The following is a 22,636-nucleotide window of genomic DNA, read 5'->3' as shown; positions in this document are numbered from 1 at the left end:
GTGCTATGCAATCATTCTGTCAAAAGATACGACCCAGCCAATAATGTAAATGAGAGCGATGGCACCGACAGTGCCCTCCGCAGCGACCTTATTCGACACTTCGGTGTGAAGTTGCCTGTGTAAAATGTACCCTGAAACAACATAACCAGCCTCTGCAAACACAATGACGATTGGGCCGGTCAAGCCTAGCGCCTCCGACAAAAATATGGATATCAGAATTGATGGGAAGACGCCTTTTAATACAGAGAGCAATACAGGATAGAAAACCACCTCGGCTCTAAGTTCGCGCGGTATTCCTGATTTTTCGCCTAAAAAATGAATGACGAACCAAGCTGCTACCACCGACACAAAATAGGTGAACGGCAGTTGGTAAAAGATGAGTGAAACGGGCTCCACTACCGCACTGCCTCAATCGGGCCTTCCGCACTCCCACTGATGAACTGCTCGACATAGGGATCGCCCGAGGCATCCATCTGACTGACCGGGCCGGTCCACTGTATGACTCCTCCGTGCAGCATGGCCACGTTGTCCGCAATCGCACGAACGGAACTCATGTCATGGGTGATGGTCATCGCGGTGGCGCCCATCTCGGTCACGATCTCGCGGATCAGATCGTTGATGACGCCGGACATGATCGGGTCAAGTCCCGTGGTGGGTTCGTCGAAGAAAATGATCTCGGGCTCGGCAGCGATGGCGCGGGCGAGGCCGACGCGTTTCTGCATCCCACCGGACAACTCCGACGGAAACCGGTCGGCCACGTCGGATTTCAAACCCACGCGGCGCAGTTTCTCGATGGCGATCTCGCGGGCGTATTCCGGCGGGCGCTTCAACGGGCCGCGCAACAGGCGGAAGCTGACATTCTGCCAGACGGGCAGCGAGTCAAACAGGGCCGCGCCCTGAAACAGCATCCCGAAGCGAGCCAGAAACTTATCGCGGTCGCCCTTGGTCGCGTCCTTGCCGTTCACGTAGATCATGCCACTGTCGGGCTTGATCAGGCCCAGGATACATTTCAGCGCCACGGATTTACCGGTGCCAGAACCGCCGATGATGACCATCGAAGTGCCTTGGGGGATCTCAAGGTTCATGCCTTGCAGAACCTTATTATCGCCAAATGCCTTATGTACATTCTCCATCCGGATCATAGCGAGAAGAACACCCCTGTCAGAATGAAGTTGGCGGCCAGAATCATGATGGCGGCGGATTCGACCGAGGACTTGGTGGCGCGGCCCACACCCTGCGCGCCGCGGCCCGAATCCATACCGTAATAGCAGCCCATGATCGCTGCGATCAGGCCGAAAGCGGCCCCTTTGACCAGCGATGAAACGATGTCACGGGCTTCAAGGAAATTGACCGTGTTCGACAGGTAGTTTGCCGGATTGAAACCCAAATTCTGTGTCGCGACCGCATAGCCGCCTGCGATGCCGATGATGTCTCCGATCCCGACCAGCAGCGGAACGGTGATCAGCGCGGCCAGAACGCGCGGGGCGGTCAGGTATTTCATCGGGTGGGTGGACAGGGTGACCAGCGCGTCGATCTGCTCGGTCACTTTCATGGTGGCGATCTCGGCCGCGATGGAAGAGGTCACGCGTGCCGCGATCATCAGGCCGACCAGAACGGGCCCCAGTTCGCGTACCATTCCGATGGCGACGATTTGTGGTACCACGGCCTCCGCGTTGAAACGGGCGCCACCAGCGTAGATTTGCAGGGCCAGCGCGCCACCGGTGAAGATGGCGGTCATGCCAACAACCGGCAGCGACAGCCAGCCGATATTCATCAGCGCAACGACAAACTCTCGCGGGTAGTAAGGCGGGCGGAAGATGTGCGAGATCGCATCCACCGAAAACAGCGCGACTTTGCCAAAGGTGGCGAACAGCGCCAGGACCGCCCGGCCCAGACCGCCCAGCAGGTTGAGCGGGTTCATTCCACGTAACCCCTGGAAAAGCGCGCGCCAAGCGAGGTGAGGATTTCATATCCGATTGTGCCCGCGGCCTCGGCCAGATCATCGACAGTTTGGTGACCGTTCAGTATGCGCAGGCGTTCAGGGTCTTCGGGCAGGTCGGTAACGTCGACGGTGATCAGATCCATCGAGATCCGGCCAACCACTGGGCAGGGCTTGCCGCTAGCGAATGTGTCAATACCACCGCCTATGGCACGGTGCAGACCGTCTGCATAACCTGCTGCCACGGTCGCGATGCGCGATGGGCGACGGGCAATCCAGCTGTTGCCGTAGCCGACGGATTCTCCGACCTCGACTGCACGTACCTGAATGACGGGCAGATCGACTGTCACCACGGGCTTGGCGTCGGCAAAGGGCATGCCTCCGTAAAGGCCGACACCGGGGCGGCAGAAGTCGAAATGGAATTCGGGTCCCAACAACGTGCCGCCTGTGGCCGCCAGAGACCGGGGGGCGGTGACGCCGTCCGTCATCTCGTGGAAGGTTTTCAGTTGCTGGCGGTTCATCGGGTGGTCGGGTTCATCCGAACAGGCCAGGTGCGACATGACCACCGCCGGGTTCAACGGCTCGGCCTTGGGGCGCAGTTCGGCCCATTCTGCCGGTTCCAGACCCAGTCGGTTCATACCGCTGTCCAGCTGAATGCCAAAGGGGCGATCCGGCAGTGCTTGTTGGTGGCGCAGAAATTGTTCGGGTGAATTGATCAGCGGCGTCAGGTCATGAGCGCGCAGCAGGTCGGTGTCACCCTCCATATGGCCCGAGAACACGCCGATCATGGGGCCGGCGCCAATGGCCTTGCGCACGGCGACACCTTCTTCCGCAACGGCAACAAAAAACTTGCGAACGCCTTCCTCGGCAAGGGTCGCGGACACCGGCCCAGCCCCCAGGCCATAGGCATCGGCTTTGACCACGGCGCCGGTCTCGACATCCGTTTTTGCGTTGAGCGCCCGCCAGTTGCTGGCCAGCGCCTGAAGATTGATCGTCAAACGTGCGGTACTCATGGTGCTGTTCATGACATTGGAGCGCGGCAGGTCAAGGGGGAATACGGCAATTCTTGTGCATATCGTTGCGATACCGCGCAGCTTTTGGCCAGTGTCGCAAGGCCTTGGCGAAAAAAGGCCTTTATGGCCTTGCACTGAGTATCGCCATTGTGTTCGCGCTGTGATCAACTGCGGGCATTGAAGGGGACTGTCGATGTTGCTGAATTGGAGCGGAATATGTTGAACCTGACCGCTGACTACAAGGCCAGAGCCGCTGAGTTGCCGGGACTGTTTCGGGATGTCTTTACCGCGTCCGAGGGAGAGGACGAAGGGCGCGTGGTCGGAGCTTTGGCGGCAGATCTTTTGAACACGACCCCCGGGGAGGATCTGCTGGGCGTTCTGGCCGTGGACCGCGACGTGCTGGCCGGGTGTATCCTGTTTTCTCGGCTTCACTATGATCAGGACCCGCGACAGGTGTTCCTGATGTCTCCGGTGGCGGTGCGGACCGATCGGCAGAAAACAGGGGTCGGTCAAAAGCTGATCGGTTTCGGGCTAGAGCAGTTGCGCCTGCATGGTGTGGATTTTGTCGTGACTTACGGCGACCCGGCCTTCTACTGCAAAACCGGGTTTCAGCCGATGACCGAAGCGGACGCTCAACCGCCCATGCCGCTGAGTATGCCACATGGATGGATCGGGCAATCTTTGCGGGGTAATGAGACGCCAATTGAAGGCCCTTCGCGCTGTGTCAGCGCGTTCAACAGGCCCGAGTTGTGGTAGATCAGTAGCTCTCGATCTGGCCGTCCTGCTGCCAGGGTTTGACCAGATTGCCGAAGCGGGTGAACTGCGCCTCGAAGGACAGCTCGACCGTGCCGATGGGACCGTGACGCTGTTTGCCGACGATGACTTCGGCCTTGCCATGCAGGCGTTCCATGGCCTGCTTCCATTCTTCCATCTTTTCCAGTTCGTGATCACCGGGTTTTTCGCGTTCCTTGTAGTACTCTTCGCGGAATACGAACATCACCACGTCGGCATCCTGTTCGATCGAGCCGGATTCCCGCAGGTCTGATAGTTGCGGGCGCTTGTCATCGCGGTTTTCGACCTGACGCGACAGCTGGGACAGCGCGATGACCGGGATGTTCAGTTCCTTGGCGATGGCCTTCATGCCCATCGATATCTCGGCGATTTCGTTGACCCGATTATCGGCCATGCCACGGCAGAGCTGCAGGTAGTCGATCACCAGCAAGTCCAGCCCGTGGGTTCGCTTCAACCGCCGTGCGCGGGCGGCAAGCTGCGAGATCGGCAGGGCAGGGGTGTCGTCGATGAACAGAGGGCAGGCTTCCAATTCCTTGGCGGCGTCCACAAAACGGCGGAACTCGGCCTCGGTCATGTCTCCCTGCCGGATTTTGTGCGAGGAGATCTCGGAAGCCTCGGCCAGGACCCGGCCTGCCAACTGTTCGGCGCTCATTTCCAACGAAAAGAACCCGACTACGCCGCCGTCAATCGCGCCTTCGCTGCCGTCGGGCTTGGTGCCGCGCTTGTACGCCTTGGCCACGTTGAAGGCCACGTTGGTTGCAAGTGAGGTTTTCCCCATCGATGGGCGACCCGCCAGGATGATCAGATCAGACGGGTGCAGGCCACCCAACTGTTTGTCCAAGTCGGCCAGACCGGTAGAGATCCCCGCCATGCCACCGCCGCGCTGGTACGCTTCATTGGTGACGTTGACGGCTTCTGTGACCGCCTTGAGGAAGGATTGAAATCCCTGTTCGGTCTGGCCCTGCTCGGATAACTGATAAAGCTGCTGTTCGGCCTCGACGATTTGTTCTTTCGGCTCGCTGGACACATCGACCCGCGCCGCCTTGTCCGAGATATCCCGACCCAGGCGGATCAGCTCGCGCCGGATGGCGAGGTCATAGATCATCTGGGCGTAGTCGTGCACGGCAAAGGCACTGATCGAGGCACCGGCCAGTTTGACCAGATAGGCCGGTCCGCCCAGTTCCTTCAGGCCCTCATCCTCGGCCATAAAGGATTTCAGCGTCACCGGAGAGGCCAGCGCATTCTTGGCGATGCGATTGGCTGCAACCTCGTAGATGCGGGCGTGGACCGGGTCATAGAAATGTTCCGACCCGATGACCGAGGCCACCCGGTCATAGAGGTCGTTATTGGTCAGGATCGCACCCAGAAGCTGCTGCTCGGCTTCAATAGAATGCGGCATGGTTTCGGCATTTTGAATCTGCGCCGCTGCCTGCTCGATGCTGCTGATCTCGTTCATTGCTGCTCTCTATGCCTGTTGGGCACTGTCCATAACCGAGCCCCGTGAGTCGGGGCAAATTGTATGTTTCTGGGGATAGACTGTGCATATCTCCGGACCCCATCATGTTGAAACATGAATGGGACCGCCGTCAACATATTGTGTGGTTTTCACTGACCTGTCGGACGGTGCTTGACACTGCTCAACAGGTGCCGTCACGTCAGCTTTTGTTGGCTTCCTGCCATCCGCGCGGGTCGTTCAGGAAGGCCTCGACGCCATCAAGTGTCTCTTGGTCAAAGGCTTTCTGCGCCTTGGCCTCGGCCAGAACATCCCACCATGTGCACAGGTGATGCAGTTTTACACCATGATCGCCGAGGGTTTTTTCGGTCTCGGGGAAGATGCCGTAGTAGAAAATCACCGCTGTATGCCCGCAGGTCGCGCCGGTCTCGCGGATCGCATCCACAAAGGACAGTTTCGAGCCGCCATCGGTGGTCAGGTCTTCGACCAACAGGACACGCTCGCCTTCGCTCATCGCGCCTTCGATGCGGGCGTTGCGGCCGTAGCCCTTGGGCTTTTTGCGCACATAGGTCATCGGCAGAGCCATGCGCTCGGCGACCATAGCGGCAAAGGGGATGCCAGCAGTCTCCCCACCAGCGATATTGTCGAACGCCTCGAACCCCGCGTCACGCATCACGGTAACTGTCAGGAAGTCCATCAGGGTTGAGCGGATACGCGGGTAAGAGATCAGCTTGCGGCAGTCGATATAGGTCGGGCTGGGCAGGCCACTGGCCAATGTGAACGGATCGCGCGAATTGAAGTGAACGGCCTTGATCTCCAGCAGCATCCGCGCGGTCAGGCGGGCGATTTCGGTGCTATCGGGGAAGGAACTGGGGATCATGGTGCAACCTCGGGACAATATGACGTTGCGGGCTGATAGCCTGACCCTCGACCCAGAGTCGAGAGGCTTGCGCGCAAAAGAAAAGCGGACCCCTTCAAGAGGTCCGCTTTGGCCCTCGCGGGCAGGTGGCAGCCAAGGTGGGCTCAGCTGCTCATATCGTAGGCCCGCTCGCCATGTGCCGACAGATCGAGCCCGTTTGTTTCAGTCTCTGCGTCTACGCGAAGCGGCGTGATCAGCGCAACCACCTTGATCAACACAAATGTGACAACTGACGTAAAGGCACCTACGATCACCAGCCCGCCGAGTTGCGCGGTCCAAGCGCCCAGACCAAAGACGGCGATCATGATGGTACCGAAGATGCCACCTACACCGTGTACCGCGAACACGTCCAGCGTATCGTCGATGTTCAGCATGTTGCGGATAACGTTCACGGCTTCCTGACATAGGACGCCAGCCACAGCACCGATAATCAATGCCTGCACCGGATCGACATAGCCCGAGGCCGGGGTGATCGAGGCCAGACCCGCGATTGTACCGGTCACCAGACCCACCATCGAGGCCTTGCCATATTTGATGCGTTCATACAGCGCCCAGCTCAGAGAGGCGGTCGCGGCCGAGATATGTGTCACGGTCATCGCCATCGCAGCGCCGCCATCGGCCGCCAGTTGCGATCCGCCATTGAAGCCGAACCAGCCAACCCACAGCATCGCGGCGCCGATCATAACAAAACCGGGGTTGTGTGGAGGGGTGGTGCGGTTGCGGCGCGGCCCGAGGATGACGGCGATGATCAACGCGGCGAGACCGGCGGTTTCGTGCACTACGATGCCGCCTGCAAAGTCGCGGACACCGACCTCACCCAGGATACCGCCATCGGTCAGGATGCCGCCGCCCCAGATCCAGTGAACGACGGGCGCGTAGCACAAAAGCATCCAAAGAGCCGAGAACATCAGGACAAAGCCATAGCCCACGCGTTCCACATAGGCACCGACGATCAGGGCCGGGGTGATGATGGCAAAGGTCATCTGGAAGGCAAAGAACAGAACCTCGGGCAGGGTGCCGGACAGGCTGTCAGCATCGACACCGTTCAGGAAGGCCTTACCCAGACCGCCCCACAGGCCCGACCCGCCGTCGCCGAATGCGATGGAATATCCTGCGACCAGCCATAGGATGCTCATAAGGCAGGCGATGCTGAAGCAGTGCATAAAGACGCTCAGCACGTTGCGGGCCCGCACGAGGCCACCATAAAACAGGGCCAGTCCCGGCAGTGTCATGAACAGGACCAGGGCGGTTGCCACTATGATCCAGGCGGTATCGGCTCCATTCATCGGCCGGTCTCCTCTTCAGCTTGCGTGGTGCCATGAAGCGGAGAGAGGTCGGGGAAAAAAGAGGCAGACGCGATTGTTTGCGCCTGTTTTGGCGGCTTTTTGTTAACTGGTGATTAAATGCGCGCCATAATGTGTATGATGCCTTATTTTTGGGCGATAGTGAAAAGCCCTTTTGAAAGCAGCTCCAGCGCGTGATCCCGCGCCGCACGACGAACGTTGTCGCGGCCGAGCGCGCCGAACTCCACCGTTTCGATGCGGGTGGGTGTGCCTTCTGCAGCCAGGCCAAAGCAGACCCGACCCTCGGGCTTGAACTCCGACCCGCCGGGGCCTGCGATACCGGTGATCGAGACAGTGAGTTGCGCATCCGAGTTCCTCAGCGCGCCCTCGGCCATTTCGCCCGCGACCTGTTCCGAAACCGCGCCATGCGCGGCCAGCGTCGCGGGCCGAACACCCAGCATCTGCTGTTTGGCAGTGTTGGTGTAGGTGACAAAGCCGCGCTCGACCACGGCGGAACTGCCGGGGATATCGGTCAGCGCCGCGGCGACCATGCCGCCGGTGCAACTTTCGGCGGTGGCGATCATCACGCCTTGCGCCTTGGCGCGGTCAAGAAGCTCGGCGACGGTCACAGGCCCAGTACTCCGTGTGCGATACCGGCAAGGATCAGCACGCCGACCCCGGCAAAGACGCCTGCGATCACATCATCGAGCATCACGCCCATCGCATCGTTGCGACGGTCAGCCCAGCCGACCGGGCCGGGTTTGGTTATGTCGAACAGGCGGAACAGCAAGAATCCGGCTATCCAGCCGGGCCAGAGCTCCGTGATCTCGATCCCATGCGCCCAGGATGGATAGGATATCGCCCACAGAGCGGTGAATTGCCCGGCGACCTCGTCTATGACGATCTCGGACGGGTCGTGGTTGTCCTGGCCCGCGGTCATCACGCGGGTTGCCCAGAGGCCGCCGAAAAACACGGCCAAGGTCGCGATCACCAGTAACGGGAAGCCACCCAATACATGCAAGACCCAGGCCAAGGGCAGGGCGACCAAAGACCCCCATGTGCCCGGTGCCGGACGCAGATATCCAACGCCAAAGACGGTTCCGATCAAACGCGCGGCATTCATGATTTCACCAGACAGGCTGTGGCCAGCGAGGCAATTCCCTCACTGCGGCCGGTAAAGCCCAGACGTTCCGACGTGGTCGCCTTGACCGAGACCTGATCGGCACGCAGCCCCATGATCCGCGCCATCTCCTCCCGCATGGCAGGCGCGTGGGGGCCGATCTTGGGGTATTCACAGACCAGCGTGCAATCGACATTCGAAATCTGGTAGCCCATCTCCTCGGCCAGTTCGACCGCGTGACGCAGGAAAACCTCGCTGGCCGCGCCTTTCCATTGCGGATCTGAAGGCGGGAAGTGTTGACCGATATCGCCCTGCGCCAATGCGCCATAGATCGCGTCGGTCACCGCGTGCATCCCCACGTCGGCATCCGAATGCCCTTGCAGGCCGCGATCATGCGGCACTGTCACGCCGCAAAGGATCACGTGATCTCCGTCGCCAAACCGATGCACGTCGTACCCGTTTCCCAGCCTTACATCCATATCCGTTCCCAATAAGCGTTCCGCCCGGGCAAAATCCTCGGGCCGTGTGATTTTGATGTTATCCGCATCGCCCGGCACTATGGCCACGTCCAGACCGGCAGCGCGGGCGACCTCGACGTCATCGGCAGCCCCTCCGGGATGAGCATTATGTGCCGCAACGATTGCATCATAGTGAAAGCCTTGCGGTGTCTGCGCGGCGAACAGGCCCGAGCGATCCTGCGTACCTGTTACTACAGCGCCGTCCCCGGTCCAGAGCGCATCCGTCACCGGCGATCCCGGTGCCGCCGCGGAATGAGTTTTCAGTGTGACCAGAACGTGTTGAATGGTTTGCAATCCGACACAGGGGCGGGCGACGTCATGTATAAGGACATGATCGACCGCAAGCTCTGCAAGCGCAGCAAGGCCGTTGCGGACCGACCCCGCCCTGTCGCTGCCGCCACTGGCCAGAACCAGGTCGGTGTTTTCGAATTCAACCCACGCGGGGCTGTCATCTTCCGACAGGACCAGCACGATGTGGTCCACTTGGCCTCGAAACCGATCAATGGTCCAGTCTGCGACGCGCCGCCCGGCCAGCTGGCGCCATTGTTTGGGAATTCCCCCTCCGGCGCGCAGCCCGCGTCCTGCGGCAACAATGATGGCGGCGGTGGTCATGAGGGCATTTACTCCGGTGTTTCGAGGGCAATGTTTAGGGTGCGGTGAATGCAGAGGCAATCACCCGCGCTAACCTGCCTAAAAATTAGGCATGTGATGATTTTGCGGGCTTGATGACCGCCGTTTTGTTGTTCATATGCGCTGAATTCGATATCAAAGCCACAACTGCCCAAGGATTAAGCACGTTGACTCTTCAACTCGCCGACAAAGACCTGAACCCGCCGGTGCTGCTGGCTCCGATGGCCGGAATCACCGACCGGCCGTTCCGTGATCTGGTGATGCGCTTTGGCGCGGGCATGGTTGTCAGCGAGATGGTCGCCAGTCAGGAGATGGTGCAGGCCAAGCCCGGCGTGCGCGAGCGGGCCGAACTGTCGGCGGATGTGGAAAACACTGCTGTACAATTGGCGGGGCGCGAGGCGCATTGGATGGCCGAGGCTGCACGCCAAGTGGCGGATCGCGGCGCGCGGGTGATTGATATCAACATGGGCTGCCCGGCCAAGAAGGTGACCAATGGCTATTCCGGATCTGCCCTGTTGAAGACGCCGGATCACGCGCTAACCCTGATCGAAGCGGTGGTTAAGGCCGTCGATGTGCCGGTCACGCTGAAGACCCGTTTGGGCTGGGACGACACCCTGCTGAACGCGCCTGACGTGGCGCGCCGAGCGCAGGAGGCCGGTATCCGCATGGTCACAATCCATGGCCGCACCCGCTGTCAGTTTTACAAAGGGCACGCAGACTGGCGCGCAATTCGGGCAGTGAAAGAGGCGGTCTCGATCCCGGTCATCGCCAACGGGGACATTGTGGATACGGGCTCTGCGCGCATGGCTTTAGATCAGTCGGGGGCCGATGGGGTCATGGTTGGGCGCGGGGCGCAGGGCAAACCCTGGCTGCTGGCGCAAATCTGCTACGACCTGTACGGCGCCGAGGCTCCTGACATTCCCACGGGCGATGAACTAATCGATATGGTTCGCGCGCATTATCAGGCGATGCTCGAATTCTACGGCTCTGATCTGGGTCTGCGCGTCGCGCGCAAGCATCTCGGCTGGTACATGGAGGAGGCCGGAACGCCCCCCGCGCTGCGCCGCGCCGTTCTGACCTCGCGCGATACGGATGAAGTGTTGCGCTTGCTAGGCGACGCGTTGAGCGCCGATACTGAGGTGGCGGCATGATTTCGGATCAAAGCATCTGGACCTCGCTGCCGGTTCCGGCCTTCATCATCGACGCCGAGGACCGGATTGCCGACGTAAACTCGGCTGGTGAGGGGTTTCTGAACGCCTCGCGCAAGTCAGTGATCGGGCACCCGGTCTGGGACCAGATCGCCGTGGACGCGCCGTTGGAAGAAGCCTTCTTGCGCGCGCGGGCGCAGAGTACGCCACTGTTCGTCAACGACGTGGATGCCGGGTCGGGCAACCGTGCGCCGCTGCAATGCGCGTTGCAGATCGCGCCTTTGGTCGGGCATCCGGGCTCGATGATCATGATCATATCTCCGCGCGAACTGGCGGGGCGGATGACGCGAGGCAATACGGTCAAGTCCGCCGCTCAATCCGCTATTGGCATGGCCGAGATGCTGGCGCATGAGATCAAGAATCCATTGGCCGGGATCACCGGGGCGGCGCAGTTACTGAGCATGAATATCCCTCAGCAAGACCTTGAACTCACTGATCTTATCGTCGCCGAAAGTCGCCGTATCGTGAAGCTGTTGGAACAGGTCGAGCAGTTTGGTAACCTTTCTCAGCCCGATTTCAAGCCAGTCAACATACACGACGTTCTGGATCGTGCCCGACGCTCGGCGCTGCTGGGGTTTGGCGCGCACATGAAGATCATCGAGGATTACGACCCTTCGCTACCGTTGGCCTATGGCGACCCGGATCAGTTCTTGCAGGTGGTGCTGAACCTGCTCAAGAACGCCTCGGAAGCCGCTGATTCCAAAGGTGGCACCATTCGCTTGCGTACTTATTTCGAACACTCCTTTCGACTGCGCCGCAGCGACGGTTCCGGCCATTCGCTGCCGCTGCAGATCGAGATCATCGATGACGGCCCGGGCCTGCCCGAGAAGATTCGCAGCGATATCTTCGACCCGTTCGTGTCGGGCAAGGAAAACGGCACCGGCCTTGGGTTGGCGCTGGTGAGCAAGATCATCTCGGACCATGACGGCTGGATTTCCACCGACTCGGTGCCGGGCCGCACGGTGTTCCGCATCTCGCTGAGGCGAGCACCGAAAGACGCAACCTGATACAGCCGACAAGAGCAGCGATATAAGGAGAGCACCCGATGGATGGCACAGTACTGGTCGCAGATGACGATCGCACGATCCGCACCGTTCTGACTCAGGCCCTGACGCGGGCCGGGTGCAAGGTTCACGCCACATCCTCGTTGACTACGCTGATGCGCTGGGTTGGGGAAGGTAAGGGCGACGTGGTGATCTCGGACGTGGTCATGCCGGATGGCAACGGGTTAGAGATGCTGCCCAAGATTGCGCAGGACCGGCCCGGTTTGCCGGTCATCGTGATCTCGGCCCAAAACACGATCATGACGGCGATTCAGGCGGCGGAGGCCGATGCATACGACTATTTGCCCAAGCCGTTCGATCTGCCCGATCTTATGAAACGCACCGCGCGGGCGCTGGAGCAGAAACAGCGCGTACAGACCGAAGTGTTGGAAACTACTGATGACGGGCCGGAAGAACTGCCTCTGGTTGGGCGGACTCCGGTGATGCAGGCCCTGTATCGGCTTGTCGCAAGGGTGATGAATACCGATCTGTCGGTGATGATATCCGGTGAAAGTGGTACCGGTAAGTCTTTGATCGCACGTGCTATTCACGATTTCTCGGACCGACGCACATTGCCGTTTGTTACGGCCACCGCTGGTGATCTGCGTGATCTGGAAGGCCCTGCGCGGGTGATGGCACGGGTACGTGGCGGCACGCTGCTGATCGATGAGATCGCGGATATTGAGGACGAGTTGCAGGCTCGTATCGTCCGAATGATGGACACACCCGGCGATCACGTACCGCGTTTCATGGCCACCAGCCAGTCGGACCTGACCGAAGCGATGGAGAGCGGTCGGGTGCGGCAAGACCTTTACTACCGCTTGTGCGGCGCGACCGTGCATGTGCCAGCCCTGCGGGAGAGAGTCGACGATATCACCCTGCTGGCGGATCATTTTCTGGCGCGCGAAGAACGTGAGCACGGCGCCAAACGCTGGCTTAGCCCGGATGCGGTGGAACTGGTGCGGCGCTATTCTTGGCCGGGCAATGTGCGGCAGTTGGAAAACGCAATCCGCCGTCTGAGCCTGACCAGCCGCGCCGATGAAATCTCCAAGGCCGAGGTCGAGATGGTGCTGGGTAGCCAGCCCGAGGCCGAACCGGTTCTGGGCGATGGCGAACGCGAGAAACTGTCAGCTTCGGTAGCGCGCCATCTGCGTCGATATTTCGACCTGCACGGCAATTTGCTGCCGCCTCCGGGTCTGTATCAACGTATCCTGCGTGAGGTGGAGGCGCCGTTGATCGAACTGGCGCTGGACGCAACCGGCGGAAATCAGGCGAAATGTGCGGATTTGCTGGGGATCAATCGAAATACCCTGCGGAAAAAAATTACAGATCTCGATATTCAGGTGACACGTCGACGCAAACTGATGTAATATCGCCACACAAACCGTGGCATCCGGGTTCTCCCCCGGCAAGGACCACGACATATGGCGGTACGTCGCGCATGCGACACATCAGGATGAGGGCAGACGGTGGCAACCCGGGCACAGAGCGGGCCGATTCCGGCGATCAATCGGTGGCGGAAATCCCGAAAACTGCGCAATTTCGGCACCTTGGGGCTGGTTCTTCTAGGCCCTGCCTTGGCGCTTGCCACCTATCTTGTCATCGGTCCGTTTGATCTGGGGGCAACGGCCCCCACGCTGCGCCTGATCCTTCTTGCAGACCTTGTTTATGTGCTTGTCGTCGCTGCGCTGGTTCTGGGGCAGGTCGGCAGTCTGATCGCTGCCCGCCGAGCGAAATCGGCGGGTTCCCGTCTGCACCTTCGGCTGATCGGCGCATTCACGCTGTTAGCCCTGGTGCCGACCGTCACTGTTGCGATCTTTGCAGGCCTGACGGTGAATATCGGTCTCGAGGGATGGTTCTCGGACCGCGTACGAGAGGTTGTGGGTTCATCCCTGACAGCAGCCGAGGCCTATGAGCAGGAACACCGTGAGGGTTTGACGCAGGACGCGGTTGTACTGGCACGTTTCCTGGATGCAGCCCGTGCGCGGGACTACTATATTTCGGATGCCGAACTGCGAGAGGTTCTGGCTCAGGGGCAGGCGCAAATCCAGCGGGGGCTGCGTGAAGCCTATGTCATTGACAGCAGTGGGGAAATCCGATCACGTGGTGATCGTTCCTATCTGTTCAATTACGAGGCGCCCACACCCGAACAGATGGTCGAATCCACGGATAATGGCTTGCTGATAATTGCAGACTGGCAAAACAGCGAGTTTCGCGCGCTGGTACCATTGCAGGCCTATCTCGACCGGTATCTCTATGTTAGCCGCGAGGTGGATGGCCAGTTGCTGACGCTGCTGGACGACACCAAGGAGACGGTGCAGTTTTATCAGCAGCTTGAAAGTGAACGGGGCCGGGTGCTGTTCGAGTTCGGTCTGTTGTACCTGAGTTTTGCGGTGATCCTGATTCTGGCGGCGATGTCGCTGGGCATGTGGTTCGCCGAGCGCCTGTCGCGCCCAGTTGGGCGGCTGACCACGGCGGCGCAGCGCGTTGGCGCCGGTGACCTGAGTGTGCAGGTGATCGAAGAAGCCAGTGACGATGAGATCGCCATGTTGGGCCGTTATTTCAACCAGATGACCCGGCAACTTAAAGGCCAACGCGACACTCTGCTGGAAAACACCCGCCAGATCGAACGCCGTCGACGCCTGTTCGATTCGGTTCTCAGCTCGGTGACGTCTGGCGTGGTTGGGGTAGATCCGGATGGCTGCGTGACCTTCGTGAACCGCTCGGCCGAACGTCTGCTGGACTGGGCGCATGTGGACGAGAAGCTCTCGATTGGTATCGCAGTGCCAGAGTTTCTTCCACTGTTTGAAAGCCTCAAGGATAGCGGGCAGGAAGCAGTTCAGGGCGAGGTTAAAGTTACACGCAAAGGGCGGTTGGAAAACCTGCTGGTTCGGATGGCGACGCGACGCGGAGAGGATGGCGGGCTTGAAGGGTATGTGGTGGCGTTCGACGATGTGACCGATCTGGTCAGCGCGCAGCGTATGGCCGCGTGGGGGGATGTGGCGCGGCGCATCGCGCACGAGATCAAGAACCCGCTGACCCCGATCCAGCTGAGCGCCGAGCGGATCAAACGCAAATTCTCACGCAAACTGAATGAAGAGGATTGCGACAGCCTCGAATCCATGACCGACGTGATCGTGCGGCAGACCAATGACCTGCGGCGGATCGTGGATGAGTTCTCGAAGTTCGCACGGATGCCGGAGCCGGACCGGCGCGAAGAAGACGTCGTCGGACTGGTGCGCGAAGCGGTGTTGTTGCAACAAGCCGGGCAGCCGGATGTTCAGATCGACGCTACTCTGCCGGATTACCCGATCCTGGCGGATCTGGATGCGACGATGCTGAATCAGGCGCTGACCAACCTGATCAAGAACGCAGGTGAGGCCATTGAGACTTTGAAGAAAAAAGACCCACCAGACAATCTGAAACCACAGATCAAAGTGGACGTTACCAGCGACGATGCGGGGACGGTCATCACCATTGCAGACAACGGCATTGGCCTGCCCGAAGACCGGGCGCGCCTGTTCGAGCCGTATGTGACCACACGGGACGAGGGCACCGGGCTGGGCCTGCCCATCGTCAAGAAGATCATCGAAGAACATGGCGGAGCGCTCACCCTGGAAGATGCGCCCGTCTTTGACGGACAGGACCATTTCGGTGCGATGGCCGTGATCCGTTTGCCGGGGGGTAATCTCTCTCCGACCGCAGCGCCACAGAAGCAGGCAATTCATACAAACAAACTGAAAGCAGGCCAAAGATGAGCGACATTCTGATCGTAGATGACGAACGCGATATTCGCGAACTGGTGTCCGACATTCTGGAGGACGAAGGCTATTCAACCCGGCTGGCTGGCAACTCGGACGAGTGCATGGCCGAGATCAATTCCGAACCGCCGGGGCTGTTGATTCTGGATATCTGGCTGAAGGACAGCCGCATGGACGGGATCGACATTCTAAAAGCGGTGAAACGCGATAACCCGGATGTGCCGGTGGTGATCATTTCCGGCCACGGCAACATCGAAATTGCGGTAGCGGCAATCAAACAGGGCGCTTACGACTTTATCGAGAAACCCTTCAATATCGACCAACTGATGGTGGTGATCCGCCGGGCGATGGAAACCTCTCGCCTGCGTCGCGAGAATGCGTCGCTCAAGCGCAAAGAGGTCACCAGTTCCGACATGATTGGCAAATCTGCCGCTTTCCGCGCGATGCAGAGCCAGTTGGACAAGGTGACCAAGTCCAACGGCCGTGTGATGCTGAGCGGTCCGGCCGGGTCAGGCAAGGAAATCGCAGCGCGGTATATTCACGCTCATTCCAACCGCGCCAACGCGCCCTTCGTGACCGTGAACTGCGCCGGGATTGAACCTGAGCGCGTGGAAGAGGTGCTGTTCGGCCGCGAATCCTCGGAGCGCGGCATCGAATCCGGTCTGTTGGAGGAGGCCCATGGCGGTGTGGTTTACTTCGACGAGGTTGCGGATATGCCACTGGGCACCCAGTCCAAGATCCTGCGCGTGCTGGTTGACCAGCAGTTTCAACGTGTGGGCGGATCGGACAAGGTGCGGGTTGATCTGCGGGTGATCTCTTCCACCAACCGCGATCTGGAGCATGAGATCAGCGCTGACCGCTTCCGCGAGGAACTTTACCACCGCCTGAACGTGGTGCCGATAGCGGTGCCGTCGCTGGAAGAGCGGCGCGAGGATATCCCGGTTCTGGCACAGCATTTCATTGAAATGTGCAACGAATCTCAGGGGCTGGCCCTGCGCGAAATCTCGGAAGAGGCCGTGGCGTTGCTGCAGACCATGACCTGGCCCGGCAACGTACGTCAGCTCAAGAACCTGATCGAACGTGTTTTGATCCTTGGTGATGAATCAGGGCCGATTGAGGCCAAGGAACTGCCGGCAGAAGAGGAAAAGACCGACGATTCGGGCCGCGTGGTGCTTTCGGGGGCCCTTGCGACCTTGCCGCTGCGCGAAGCGCGCGAGGCGTTCGAACGAGAATACCTGTTGACCCAGATCAATCGCTTTGGCGGCAATATCAGCCGAACCGCCAGCTTTGTTGGGATGGAGCGCAGCGCGCTGCACCGCAAACTGAAATCGCTGGGTGTGGTGACCTCGAACAAATCCGGCGCACGGGTGGCGCAACTGGACGAACCGGAACCGGCGGAATAATTCGCCGGGTCCTTACCCGGCCTGACCGGGCGTTATGATCTGGAACGACCCGTTGTCGAATTTCACGTAACAGGACTGGGTGCTCAATGGCGGCAGTTTTGTTGTAGGCACCGCGGCGGTCTGTGATTTTACGTTCTGCTTGCAGGGCGGTAGGCTGACCGGGCGAAATCCCTTCTTGGCCATGCACTGCGTCTCGACCTGGTTGCGCAGCCCCTGGTTGACGTCGACGGTGTACACGCTCCCTGGTTGCCACCAGCCGGCCGAGCCGTAGCAGCGCCCCCGGCCATCGCAATAGGTGCGGCCGGGCCAGTAGGTAGGCGGGTTTTGCCGCACCTGATTAGCCACCGGCACGTCCTCAAGTGCCAGAACCTGACATTGCGTGGTTTCGGACTGCACACGCGATACGCTTTCGCCTTCGCGGTAATACAGCGAAAGCGGACCGCTACATGCGGACAAGGCAATCATTGGAACAAGCAGACGAAGCACTGTTTTCATAGGCTTATCTTGCCTTAGCTGCGCAGGTATGACAATTCAATTGACCGCTATGGGGGCATCTGTCATTCAAAGATTTCAGGCAGAAGGGCCAAAAACATGAAGGTCATAATTTGCGGTGCCGGTCAGGTTGGCTGGCAGATTGCACGGCACCTGTCGGGCGAACTCAACGACGTAACGGTGGTGGACAACAACTCCGATCTGGTGCGCCGCGCGACCGAGACTCTGGATGTGCAGGGGATCGCCGGGTTCGCCAGTTACCCGGATGTGCTGGAGCGAGCAGGAGCCCGCGACGCCGATATGATCATCGCCGCGACCCATTCGGACGAGGTGAATATGGTCACCTGTCAGATGGCGCATTCGGTGTTCTCGATCCAGCGCAAGATCGCACGCCTGCGGTCGAAATCCTACCTCGAGGCAATCCACTCGGATCTGTACCGCCGCGACCACCTGCCCATTGACGTGGTGATCAGCCCCGAGCGTGAAGTGGCCGCCGCCGCGATGCGCCGCCTGTCGGCGCCATCGGCCTTTGACACCGAGATGTTCATGGACAGCAAGGCGCAGCTGCTGGGCATCCGCATCGACGAAGACTGCCCGATCATAAACACGCCGCTGCGACAGTTGACGGATCTCTTTTCGACGCTCAGCTCGATTGTCGTTGGGGTTCGGCGCGACGGCAGCCTGTTCGCTCCGGAATCCGAGGATCAACTGTTTGTCGGTGACGAATGCTATGTCTTTACTAACGTAAAAGACGTTGACCGCACGATGGAGGTTTTCGGTAAAACCCAAAAGAAACAGGATCGCGTGGTGATCGTGGGGGGCGGCAACGTCGGACTGGAAGTCGCGCGAACGCTGGAGGAGCGTGAAAGCCGGGTGCGCGCCAAGATTATTGAGCGTGACCGTCACTGTGCTGAGCTGGCTGCCGAAGCGCTGGAGCGCACTATTGTTCTGAACGGTGACGGACTGGATGCTGCCTTGCTGCGCGAGGCTGGTATTGAACGCGCGGACGCGATGCTGGCGGTCACCGATGACGACCGCGCCAACATGCTGGCCGCCGTGCGGGCCAAGGCAGAAGGCTGCGCGCTGGCAATTGCGCTGATCAACGATCCTAGCATGGTGGCGCTGATGGGCCCGCTCGGGATCGACGCCTATATCAACCCACGCGCGACCACGGTCAGTTCGATTCTGCGCCACATCCGCCACGGGCGTGTACGGCAGGTCTATTCCATCGGCGATGCTGAGGCCGAAGTGATCGAGGCGGAGGTGCTGTCAACCTCTCCCATGGCCGGGCAAAGATTGCGCGACATCGACTTCCCCGAGGGCGTTCTGGTGGGGGCAGTCCTCAAAGGTGAAGAGTTGTTGCGCCCCACTGGCAGTCTGCGGATCGAGGAAAAAGATGTGGTGGCGATCTTTGCCATGGCCAAGGATGTCCCCGAGGTCGAGCGGCTGATGCAGGTTTCGATCGATTTCTTCTGATGATACGCGCGAGGACACAACGGATCGGGCTGGTGCGGCGCTTGCCGCTGTTTCTGCTGATCTGGGGCGTTTTCTCGCTGTCCATGTGGATACCCGCGATTTATGCGCTGGCGTTGGACAACCACGACACTTCGCGTTCGTTTTTTTATTCGGGTTTGTTGGGGTTGTTTGTCGTGGCAACGATTGCGATGGCAGCGTCCAGCCGGGTGCCGCGCCGCGGAACGCTGGGGCAGTTGGCGGTGCTATTGGGCTGTTTTACAGTCCTGCCGGTGTTCCTTGCCATCCCGCTGCATGATGCGTTGGGAAACACGACTTTCCTGAACGCTTATTTCGATATGGTCAGCGCACTGACGACCACGGGCGCCGACGTTTTCCCCGATCCCGACCGACTGACAGCGCCTCTGCATCTGTGGCGGGCGCTAGTGGGCTGGATGGGTGGTTTGCTGATGTGGATTTCGGCGGCGGCGATCCTGGCACCACTGTCGCTGGGCGGGTTCGAGGTGACCGCGCGGGGGCAGCCCGGCCGTCCGGTCTCGGGCGTGGCGCAAAGCGAAAAGGTCGACCCTCGCGGGCGTCTGATACGAGTGACACTGACGCTGACGCCGGTGTATGCGGGGCTGACGGCGGTGATCTGGCTGCTGTTGCTGATCGTGGGTGAGCAAGGGTTGACTGCCGTCTGCCATGCCATGTCAACCATGGCCACGTCCGGAATTTCGCCTGTGGGCGGGCTGGAAGGCGCGCAGGCCGGTATTACCGGCGAAGCGATCCTGTTCCTGTTTCTGTTTTTTGCTCTGTCGCGGCTGACCTTCTCCACCGATACCGCCACAACGGGGTATTCGCGGCTGGACAAGGACCCTGAATTCCGGATCGGCCTGGTGATCGTGATCGTCGTTGCCACACTGCTGTTCTTCGGCGTATGGGCCGGCGTCAACGAAATCGGCGGCACGCTGCACCCAATAGAAGCCGTGAAGGTGTTCTGGGGCATGGTATTCACGGTGCTGTCCTTCCTGACCACTGCCGGGTTCGAGAGCGCCAATTGGAATGACGCGCAGCAGCTTTCGGGGTTGGGTACGCCCGGGCTGATCTTGATGGGGCTGGCCCTGATCGGTGGTGGCGTTGCCACCACCGCCGGTGGGGTCAAACTGCTGCGGGTTTTCGCCCTATATCTGAACGGCGCGCGCGAGATTGACCGGCTGATCTATCCCTCGTCGGTCAGCGGCGAGGGCGGCGGTAACCGGCGCATTCAGAGCGACGGTGCCTTCATCGCGTGGATCTTCTTGATGATGTTCGCGCTGACGGCGGCGTTGTTCAACCTTCTGTTGGGGTTGATGGGAGCGGGGTTCGAACAGGCCATGGTGCTGACTGTCGCTTCGCTCAGCACCACGGGTCCGTTGATTGAATTGGCCACGGATTTCCCGATACGGATTGTGGACCTGTCTGCCGGGGCCAAGCTGACCATGTGCGCGGCGATGGTGATCGGACGGCTGGAAACGCTGGCGATCATTGCGCTGATTACGCCAAGTCTCTGGCGGGATTAACTTTCAACAGATTTGCTATGACTGATTTTTGATCTGGAAACTCGGTTAACTCCACTCCATACTCAGCCAGAGGGAGCGCGTTGGTCCGCAGCGCGTAGCAAGAACAATGGCGAGATAATAAAAAATGGCTTCGGACAGACAGAATCTTCAGGACGCGTTCCTGAACAATGTACGGAAAGCAAAGGTACCGGTCACAATTTTCCTGATCAACGGTGTGAAATTGCAGGGCGTGATCACTTGGTTCGACAATTTCTGCGTATTGTTGCGCCGCGACGGACAGTCGCAGCTGGTCTACAAGCACGCGATCTCGACCATCATGCCGTCGCAGCCGATCAGCCTGTATGAGGGCGAAGACGCCTCTTGATGGAACATGAAAGGACGCGCACCCGGGCCTGGGTGCTGCATCCGGAAATCAAATCAGATGAACAGCGCCGTGTCCCCGAACCGGCGCTGGAAGAGGCGGTGGCACTGGCCGCCGCTTTGCCCGATCTGGATGTGATCGGGTCCGAGATCGTGCGCCTGCAACGCGCCCAGCCGGGGTTGCTTTTCGGCAGCGGCAAGATCGAGGAACTGGCCCAGCGTCTGCACGAAAACGAGATTGAACTGGTGTTGATCGACGGCCCGGTTTCCCCAGTTCAGCAGCGCAACCTTGAGAAAGCGTGGAAGGTCAAGATCCTCGACCGGACCGGTTTGATCCTTGAGATTTTCAGCGACCGCGCCCGTACCCGTGAAGGTGTGCTGCAGGTCGAGATGGCCGCGCTTAGCTATCAACGCACGCGTCTGGTCCGGGCCTGGACTCACCTGGAACGGCAAAGGGGTGGACTGGGGTTTGTCGGTGGTCCCGGTGAAACTCAGATCGAGGCTGACCGCCGAGCGATCGATGAACAATTGGTCCGTCTGCGGCGTCAGTTGCAGAAAGTGGTGAAGACCCGCACGCTGCACCGCGCCGCGCGGGCCAAGGTGCCGTATCCGATTGTGGCCTTAGTGGGGTATACCAACGCCGGAAAATCCACATTGTTCAACCGCCTGACCGGGGCCGAGGTGATGGCCAAGGATATGCTGTTCGCCACGTTGGACCCAACCATGAGACGGGTTGAACTGCCCGATGGACCCGAGGTTATCCTGTCGGACACAGTAGGGTTCATCTCAAACCTGCCGACGGAACTGGTTGCGGCCTTCCGGGCAACGCTGGAAGAGGTTCTGGGTGCCGATATCGTCATCCATGTCCGTGACATCAGCCATGAGGAAACCGACGCGCAGGCGCAGGATGTCGAGGCGATCCTGACCTCTTTGGGCGTCGATGACGAACGGCCCCGGCTTGAGGTCTGGAACAAGATCGATCTGCTGAATGAAGACGAACGCGAAGCCACCTTCAAACGCGCGAATCGCGATCCATCGATCTTTGCTATCTCGGCGGTGACGGGAGAGGGTGTTGACCCTCTTCTGGCCGAGATCGCAACCAAATTGCAAGGCGCGCGCCACGAAGAGACCCTGATGCTGGGTTTCGCCCAAGGCAACAAGCGCGCCTGGCTGTTCAGGCAGGATGTTGTGCGATCCGAAAAGCAGACCGAGGACGGTTTTGAGATCACCGTGCTGTGGACCGACAAACAGGCGGCTCGGTTCGCGGCGCTTTAGAGATTAGGTCCTGCCAATCTGTCGTTGATGGTCGTCCGCGTCAAACCAGTCCGATGAGGACTGGATTTTGTGGTCCTGGGTCAGTTCCCATTCAGCCCAGCCGCGGGTGACCACAAGGTTGCCGGTTTCTGTGTGATGGCCTTCCAATGTCCAGACAAAGATCGCGTGTGAACCGGCCCATCGCAGCATATCGCATCTGAGTTCCAGATCGGGAAAGTCGGCAAAGAACTCGCGGGCCACGTCGGCTACTGCCCCGCGACCGATCATGGGCTCACCCTTGTTGATCGAAATCTGCCCTTCAGGCGCAAAGAATTCGGCCACCGCGTTCGGGTCACCCGAACTCCAGGCGATTGCGTAGTCGCGCGCGAGATTGTTCAGCCTATCCCGTATACTTGCCATTTGTGCCCCCCGGT

At 59.9% G+C, this 22,636-nt stretch carries 22 protein-coding genes; 10 read left to right on the top strand and 12 right to left on the bottom strand.

Annotated elements, in window-relative coordinates; all coding sequences use genetic code 11:
• Nucleotides 1-3: 3 nt before the first annotated feature.
• Genes ACR1XY_RS01305 through alr form a run of 4 tightly spaced genes read right to left on the bottom strand, consistent with a single transcriptional unit; the run spans nt 4 to nt 2,952 of the window.
• Complete coding sequence (locus ACR1XY_RS01305; RefSeq protein WP_480589359.1) at nt 4-396, bottom strand: hypothetical protein; 393 nt, start codon at nt 394-396, stop codon at nt 4-6.
• Entirely contained in the window at nt 396-1,142 is a 747-nt protein-coding gene (locus ACR1XY_RS01300) for an ABC transporter ATP-binding protein (protein ID WP_480589357.1), read from the bottom strand. Before ACR1XY_RS01300 ends, ACR1XY_RS01305 begins: the two co-directional genes overlap by 1 nt.
• The gene (locus ACR1XY_RS01295) at nt 1,139-1,921 is read right to left on the bottom strand and encodes an MlaE family ABC transporter permease (protein ID WP_480589355.1); all 783 of its coding nucleotides are present in this window, start codon (nt 1,919-1,921) and stop codon (nt 1,139-1,141) included. Before ACR1XY_RS01295 ends, ACR1XY_RS01300 begins: the two co-directional genes overlap by 4 nt.
• On the bottom strand, nt 1,918-2,952 hold the full coding sequence (alr, locus tag ACR1XY_RS01290) for an alanine racemase (protein ID WP_480589353.1): 1,035 nt from the start codon (nt 2,950-2,952) through the stop codon (nt 1,918-1,920). The genes ACR1XY_RS01295 and alr overlap by 4 nt, the downstream gene beginning before the upstream one ends.
• A 216-nt stretch (nt 2,953-3,168) precedes the next feature.
• Here alr and ACR1XY_RS01285 point away from each other — a divergent pair, with 216 nt between their 5' ends.
• Entirely contained in the window at nt 3,169-3,708 is a 540-nt protein-coding gene (locus ACR1XY_RS01285; protein WP_480589351.1) for a GNAT family N-acetyltransferase, read from the top strand.
• 1 nt (nt 3,709) lies between these two features.
• On the opposite strand, the gene ACR1XY_RS01280 is transcribed toward ACR1XY_RS01285, so the two are convergent.
• The 6 genes from ACR1XY_RS01280 to ACR1XY_RS01255 form a co-directional block, all read right to left on the bottom strand.
• Nucleotides 3,710-5,200: a replicative DNA helicase gene (locus tag ACR1XY_RS01280; RefSeq protein ID WP_480589348.1), complete on the bottom strand. Its 1,491-nt coding sequence runs from the start codon at nt 5,198-5,200 to the stop codon at nt 3,710-3,712.
• Nucleotides 5,201-5,399: 199 nt separating this feature from the next.
• Nucleotides 5,400-6,077, bottom strand: coding sequence for an orotate phosphoribosyltransferase (locus ACR1XY_RS01275; RefSeq protein WP_480589346.1), 678 nt, complete (start codon nt 6,075-6,077; stop codon nt 5,400-5,402).
• Nucleotides 6,078-6,220: 143 nt separating this feature from the next.
• A complete protein-coding gene (locus ACR1XY_RS01270; protein WP_480589343.1) occupies nt 6,221-7,402 on the bottom strand; it encodes an ammonium transporter in 1,182 nt (393 codons plus the stop codon).
• 143 nt (nt 7,403-7,545) lie between these two features.
• Entirely contained in the window at nt 7,546-8,028 is a 483-nt protein-coding gene (locus ACR1XY_RS01265) for a CinA family protein (RefSeq protein ID WP_480589341.1), read from the bottom strand.
• A complete protein-coding gene (locus ACR1XY_RS01260) occupies nt 8,025-8,522 on the bottom strand; it encodes a phosphatidylglycerophosphatase A family protein (protein WP_480589338.1) in 498 nt (165 codons plus the stop codon). The genes ACR1XY_RS01265 and ACR1XY_RS01260 overlap by 4 nt, the downstream gene beginning before the upstream one ends.
• Nucleotides 8,519-9,649 carry a bifunctional 2-C-methyl-D-erythritol 4-phosphate cytidylyltransferase/2-C-methyl-D-erythritol 2,4-cyclodiphosphate synthase gene (locus tag ACR1XY_RS01255; protein ID WP_480589335.1) on the bottom strand — a complete coding sequence of 377 codons (1,131 nt, stop codon included), beginning with the start codon at nt 9,647-9,649 and terminating at the stop codon, nt 8,519-8,521. The genes ACR1XY_RS01260 and ACR1XY_RS01255 overlap by 4 nt, the downstream gene beginning before the upstream one ends.
• Nucleotides 9,650-9,834: 185 nt before the next feature.
• Between ACR1XY_RS01255 and dusB the strand changes: the two genes are divergently transcribed.
• The 5 genes from dusB (at nt 9,835) to ntrX (ending at nt 17,082) form a co-directional block, all read left to right on the top strand.
• Complete coding sequence (gene dusB / locus ACR1XY_RS01250; protein WP_480589333.1) at nt 9,835-10,818, top strand: tRNA dihydrouridine synthase DusB; 984 nt, start codon at nt 9,835-9,837, stop codon at nt 10,816-10,818.
• Nucleotides 10,815-11,882 carry a two-component system sensor histidine kinase NtrB gene (locus ACR1XY_RS01245; RefSeq protein WP_480589330.1) on the top strand — a complete coding sequence of 356 codons (1,068 nt, stop codon included), beginning with the start codon at nt 10,815-10,817 and terminating at the stop codon, nt 11,880-11,882. Before dusB ends, ACR1XY_RS01245 begins: the two co-directional genes overlap by 4 nt.
• A 38-nt stretch (nt 11,883-11,920) precedes the next feature.
• Complete coding sequence (locus tag ACR1XY_RS01240) at nt 11,921-13,288, top strand: response regulator (RefSeq protein WP_480589327.1); 1,368 nt, start codon at nt 11,921-11,923, stop codon at nt 13,286-13,288.
• 99 nt (nt 13,289-13,387) lie between these two features.
• On the top strand, nt 13,388-15,676 hold the full coding sequence (locus ACR1XY_RS01235) for a sensor histidine kinase NtrY-like (protein ID WP_480589325.1): 2,289 nt from the start codon (nt 13,388-13,390) through the stop codon (nt 15,674-15,676).
• Nucleotides 15,673-17,082 (top strand): nitrogen assimilation response regulator NtrX, encoded by a 1,410-nt coding sequence (gene ntrX / locus ACR1XY_RS01230; RefSeq protein WP_480589322.1) that lies wholly within the window; start codon nt 15,673-15,675, stop codon nt 17,080-17,082. The genes ACR1XY_RS01235 and ntrX overlap by 4 nt, the downstream gene beginning before the upstream one ends.
• A 12-nt stretch (nt 17,083-17,094) precedes the next feature.
• On the opposite strand, the gene ACR1XY_RS01225 is transcribed toward ntrX, so the two are convergent.
• The gene (locus ACR1XY_RS01225; protein ID WP_480589320.1) at nt 17,095-17,577 is read right to left on the bottom strand and encodes a hypothetical protein; all 483 of its coding nucleotides are present in this window, start codon (nt 17,575-17,577) and stop codon (nt 17,095-17,097) included.
• Nucleotides 17,578-17,673: 96 nt separating this feature from the next.
• Here ACR1XY_RS01225 and trkA point away from each other — a divergent pair, with 96 nt between their 5' ends.
• The 4 genes from trkA (at nt 17,674) to hflX (ending at nt 22,223) form a co-directional block, all read left to right on the top strand.
• Nucleotides 17,674-19,050 (top strand): Trk system potassium transporter TrkA, encoded by a 1,377-nt coding sequence (gene trkA / locus ACR1XY_RS01220; protein WP_480589318.1) that lies wholly within the window; start codon nt 17,674-17,676, stop codon nt 19,048-19,050.
• Nucleotides 19,050-20,588 (top strand): TrkH family potassium uptake protein, encoded by a 1,539-nt coding sequence (locus ACR1XY_RS01215; protein ID WP_480589316.1) that lies wholly within the window; start codon nt 19,050-19,052, stop codon nt 20,586-20,588. Before trkA ends, ACR1XY_RS01215 begins: the two co-directional genes overlap by 1 nt.
• Nucleotides 20,589-20,712: 124 nt before the next feature.
• Entirely contained in the window at nt 20,713-20,952 is a 240-nt protein-coding gene (gene hfq / locus ACR1XY_RS01210; protein WP_010440340.1) for an RNA chaperone Hfq, read from the top strand.
• Nucleotides 20,952-22,223, top strand: coding sequence for a GTPase HflX (gene hflX / locus ACR1XY_RS01205; RefSeq protein ID WP_480589313.1), 1,272 nt, complete (start codon nt 20,952-20,954; stop codon nt 22,221-22,223). The genes hfq and hflX overlap by 1 nt, the downstream gene beginning before the upstream one ends.
• A 3-nt stretch (nt 22,224-22,226) precedes the next feature.
• Here hflX and ACR1XY_RS01200 read toward each other — a convergent pair whose 3' ends face one another.
• Entirely contained in the window at nt 22,227-22,622 is a 396-nt protein-coding gene (locus ACR1XY_RS01200; RefSeq protein WP_480589310.1) for a nuclear transport factor 2 family protein, read from the bottom strand.
• Nucleotides 22,623-22,636: the final 14 nt, after the last annotated feature.

The organism is Ruegeria sp. AD11(2025) (assembly GCF_056542405.1).
This window is presented reverse-complemented; position numbering and strand designations above follow the sequence as displayed.

Bases quoted from the DNA above. Each gene is read 5' to 3' on its own strand.
- trkA (WP_480589318.1), top strand. From the start codon at position 17,674: ATGAAGGTCATAATTTGCGGTGCCGGTCAGGTTGGCTGGCAGATTGCA.
- hflX (WP_480589313.1), top strand. From the start codon at position 20,952: ATGGAACATGAAAGGACGCGCACCCGGGCCTGGGTGCTGCATCCGGAA.
- ntrX (WP_480589322.1), top strand. From the start codon at position 15,673: ATGAGCGACATTCTGATCGTAGATGACGAACGCGATATTCGCGAACTG.
- ACR1XY_RS01295 (WP_480589355.1), bottom strand. From the start codon at position 1,921: ATGAACCCGCTCAACCTGCTGGGCGGTCTGGGCCGGGCGGTCCTGGCG.
- ACR1XY_RS01245 (WP_480589330.1), top strand. From the start codon at position 10,815: ATGATTTCGGATCAAAGCATCTGGACCTCGCTGCCGGTTCCGGCCTTC.
- ACR1XY_RS01225 (WP_480589320.1), bottom strand. From the start codon at position 17,577: ATGAAAACAGTGCTTCGTCTGCTTGTTCCAATGATTGCCTTGTCCGCA.
- ACR1XY_RS01260 (WP_480589338.1), bottom strand. From the start codon at position 8,522: ATGAATGCCGCGCGTTTGATCGGAACCGTCTTTGGCGTTGGATATCTG.
- ACR1XY_RS01240 (WP_480589327.1), top strand. From the start codon at position 11,921: ATGGATGGCACAGTACTGGTCGCAGATGACGATCGCACGATCCGCACC.
- ACR1XY_RS01280 (WP_480589348.1), bottom strand. From the start codon at position 5,200: ATGAACGAGATCAGCAGCATCGAGCAGGCAGCGGCGCAGATTCAAAAT.
- ACR1XY_RS01300 (WP_480589357.1), bottom strand. From the start codon at position 1,142: ATGATCCGGATGGAGAATGTACATAAGGCATTTGGCGATAATAAGGTT.
- ACR1XY_RS01285 (WP_480589351.1), top strand. From the start codon at position 3,169: ATGTTGAACCTGACCGCTGACTACAAGGCCAGAGCCGCTGAGTTGCCG.
- ACR1XY_RS01215 (WP_480589316.1), top strand. From the start codon at position 19,050: ATGATACGCGCGAGGACACAACGGATCGGGCTGGTGCGGCGCTTGCCG.
- ACR1XY_RS01255 (WP_480589335.1), bottom strand. From the start codon at position 9,649: ATGACCACCGCCGCCATCATTGTTGCCGCAGGACGCGGGCTGCGCGCC.
- ACR1XY_RS01275 (WP_480589346.1), bottom strand. From the start codon at position 6,077: ATGATCCCCAGTTCCTTCCCCGATAGCACCGAAATCGCCCGCCTGACC.
- ACR1XY_RS01200 (WP_480589310.1), bottom strand. From the start codon at position 22,622: ATGGCAAGTATACGGGATAGGCTGAACAATCTCGCGCGCGACTACGCA.
- ACR1XY_RS01270 (WP_480589343.1), bottom strand. From the start codon at position 7,402: ATGAATGGAGCCGATACCGCCTGGATCATAGTGGCAACCGCCCTGGTC.
- hfq (WP_010440340.1), top strand. From the start codon at position 20,713: ATGGCTTCGGACAGACAGAATCTTCAGGACGCGTTCCTGAACAATGTA.
- alr (WP_480589353.1), bottom strand. From the start codon at position 2,952: ATGAGTACCGCACGTTTGACGATCAATCTTCAGGCGCTGGCCAGCAAC.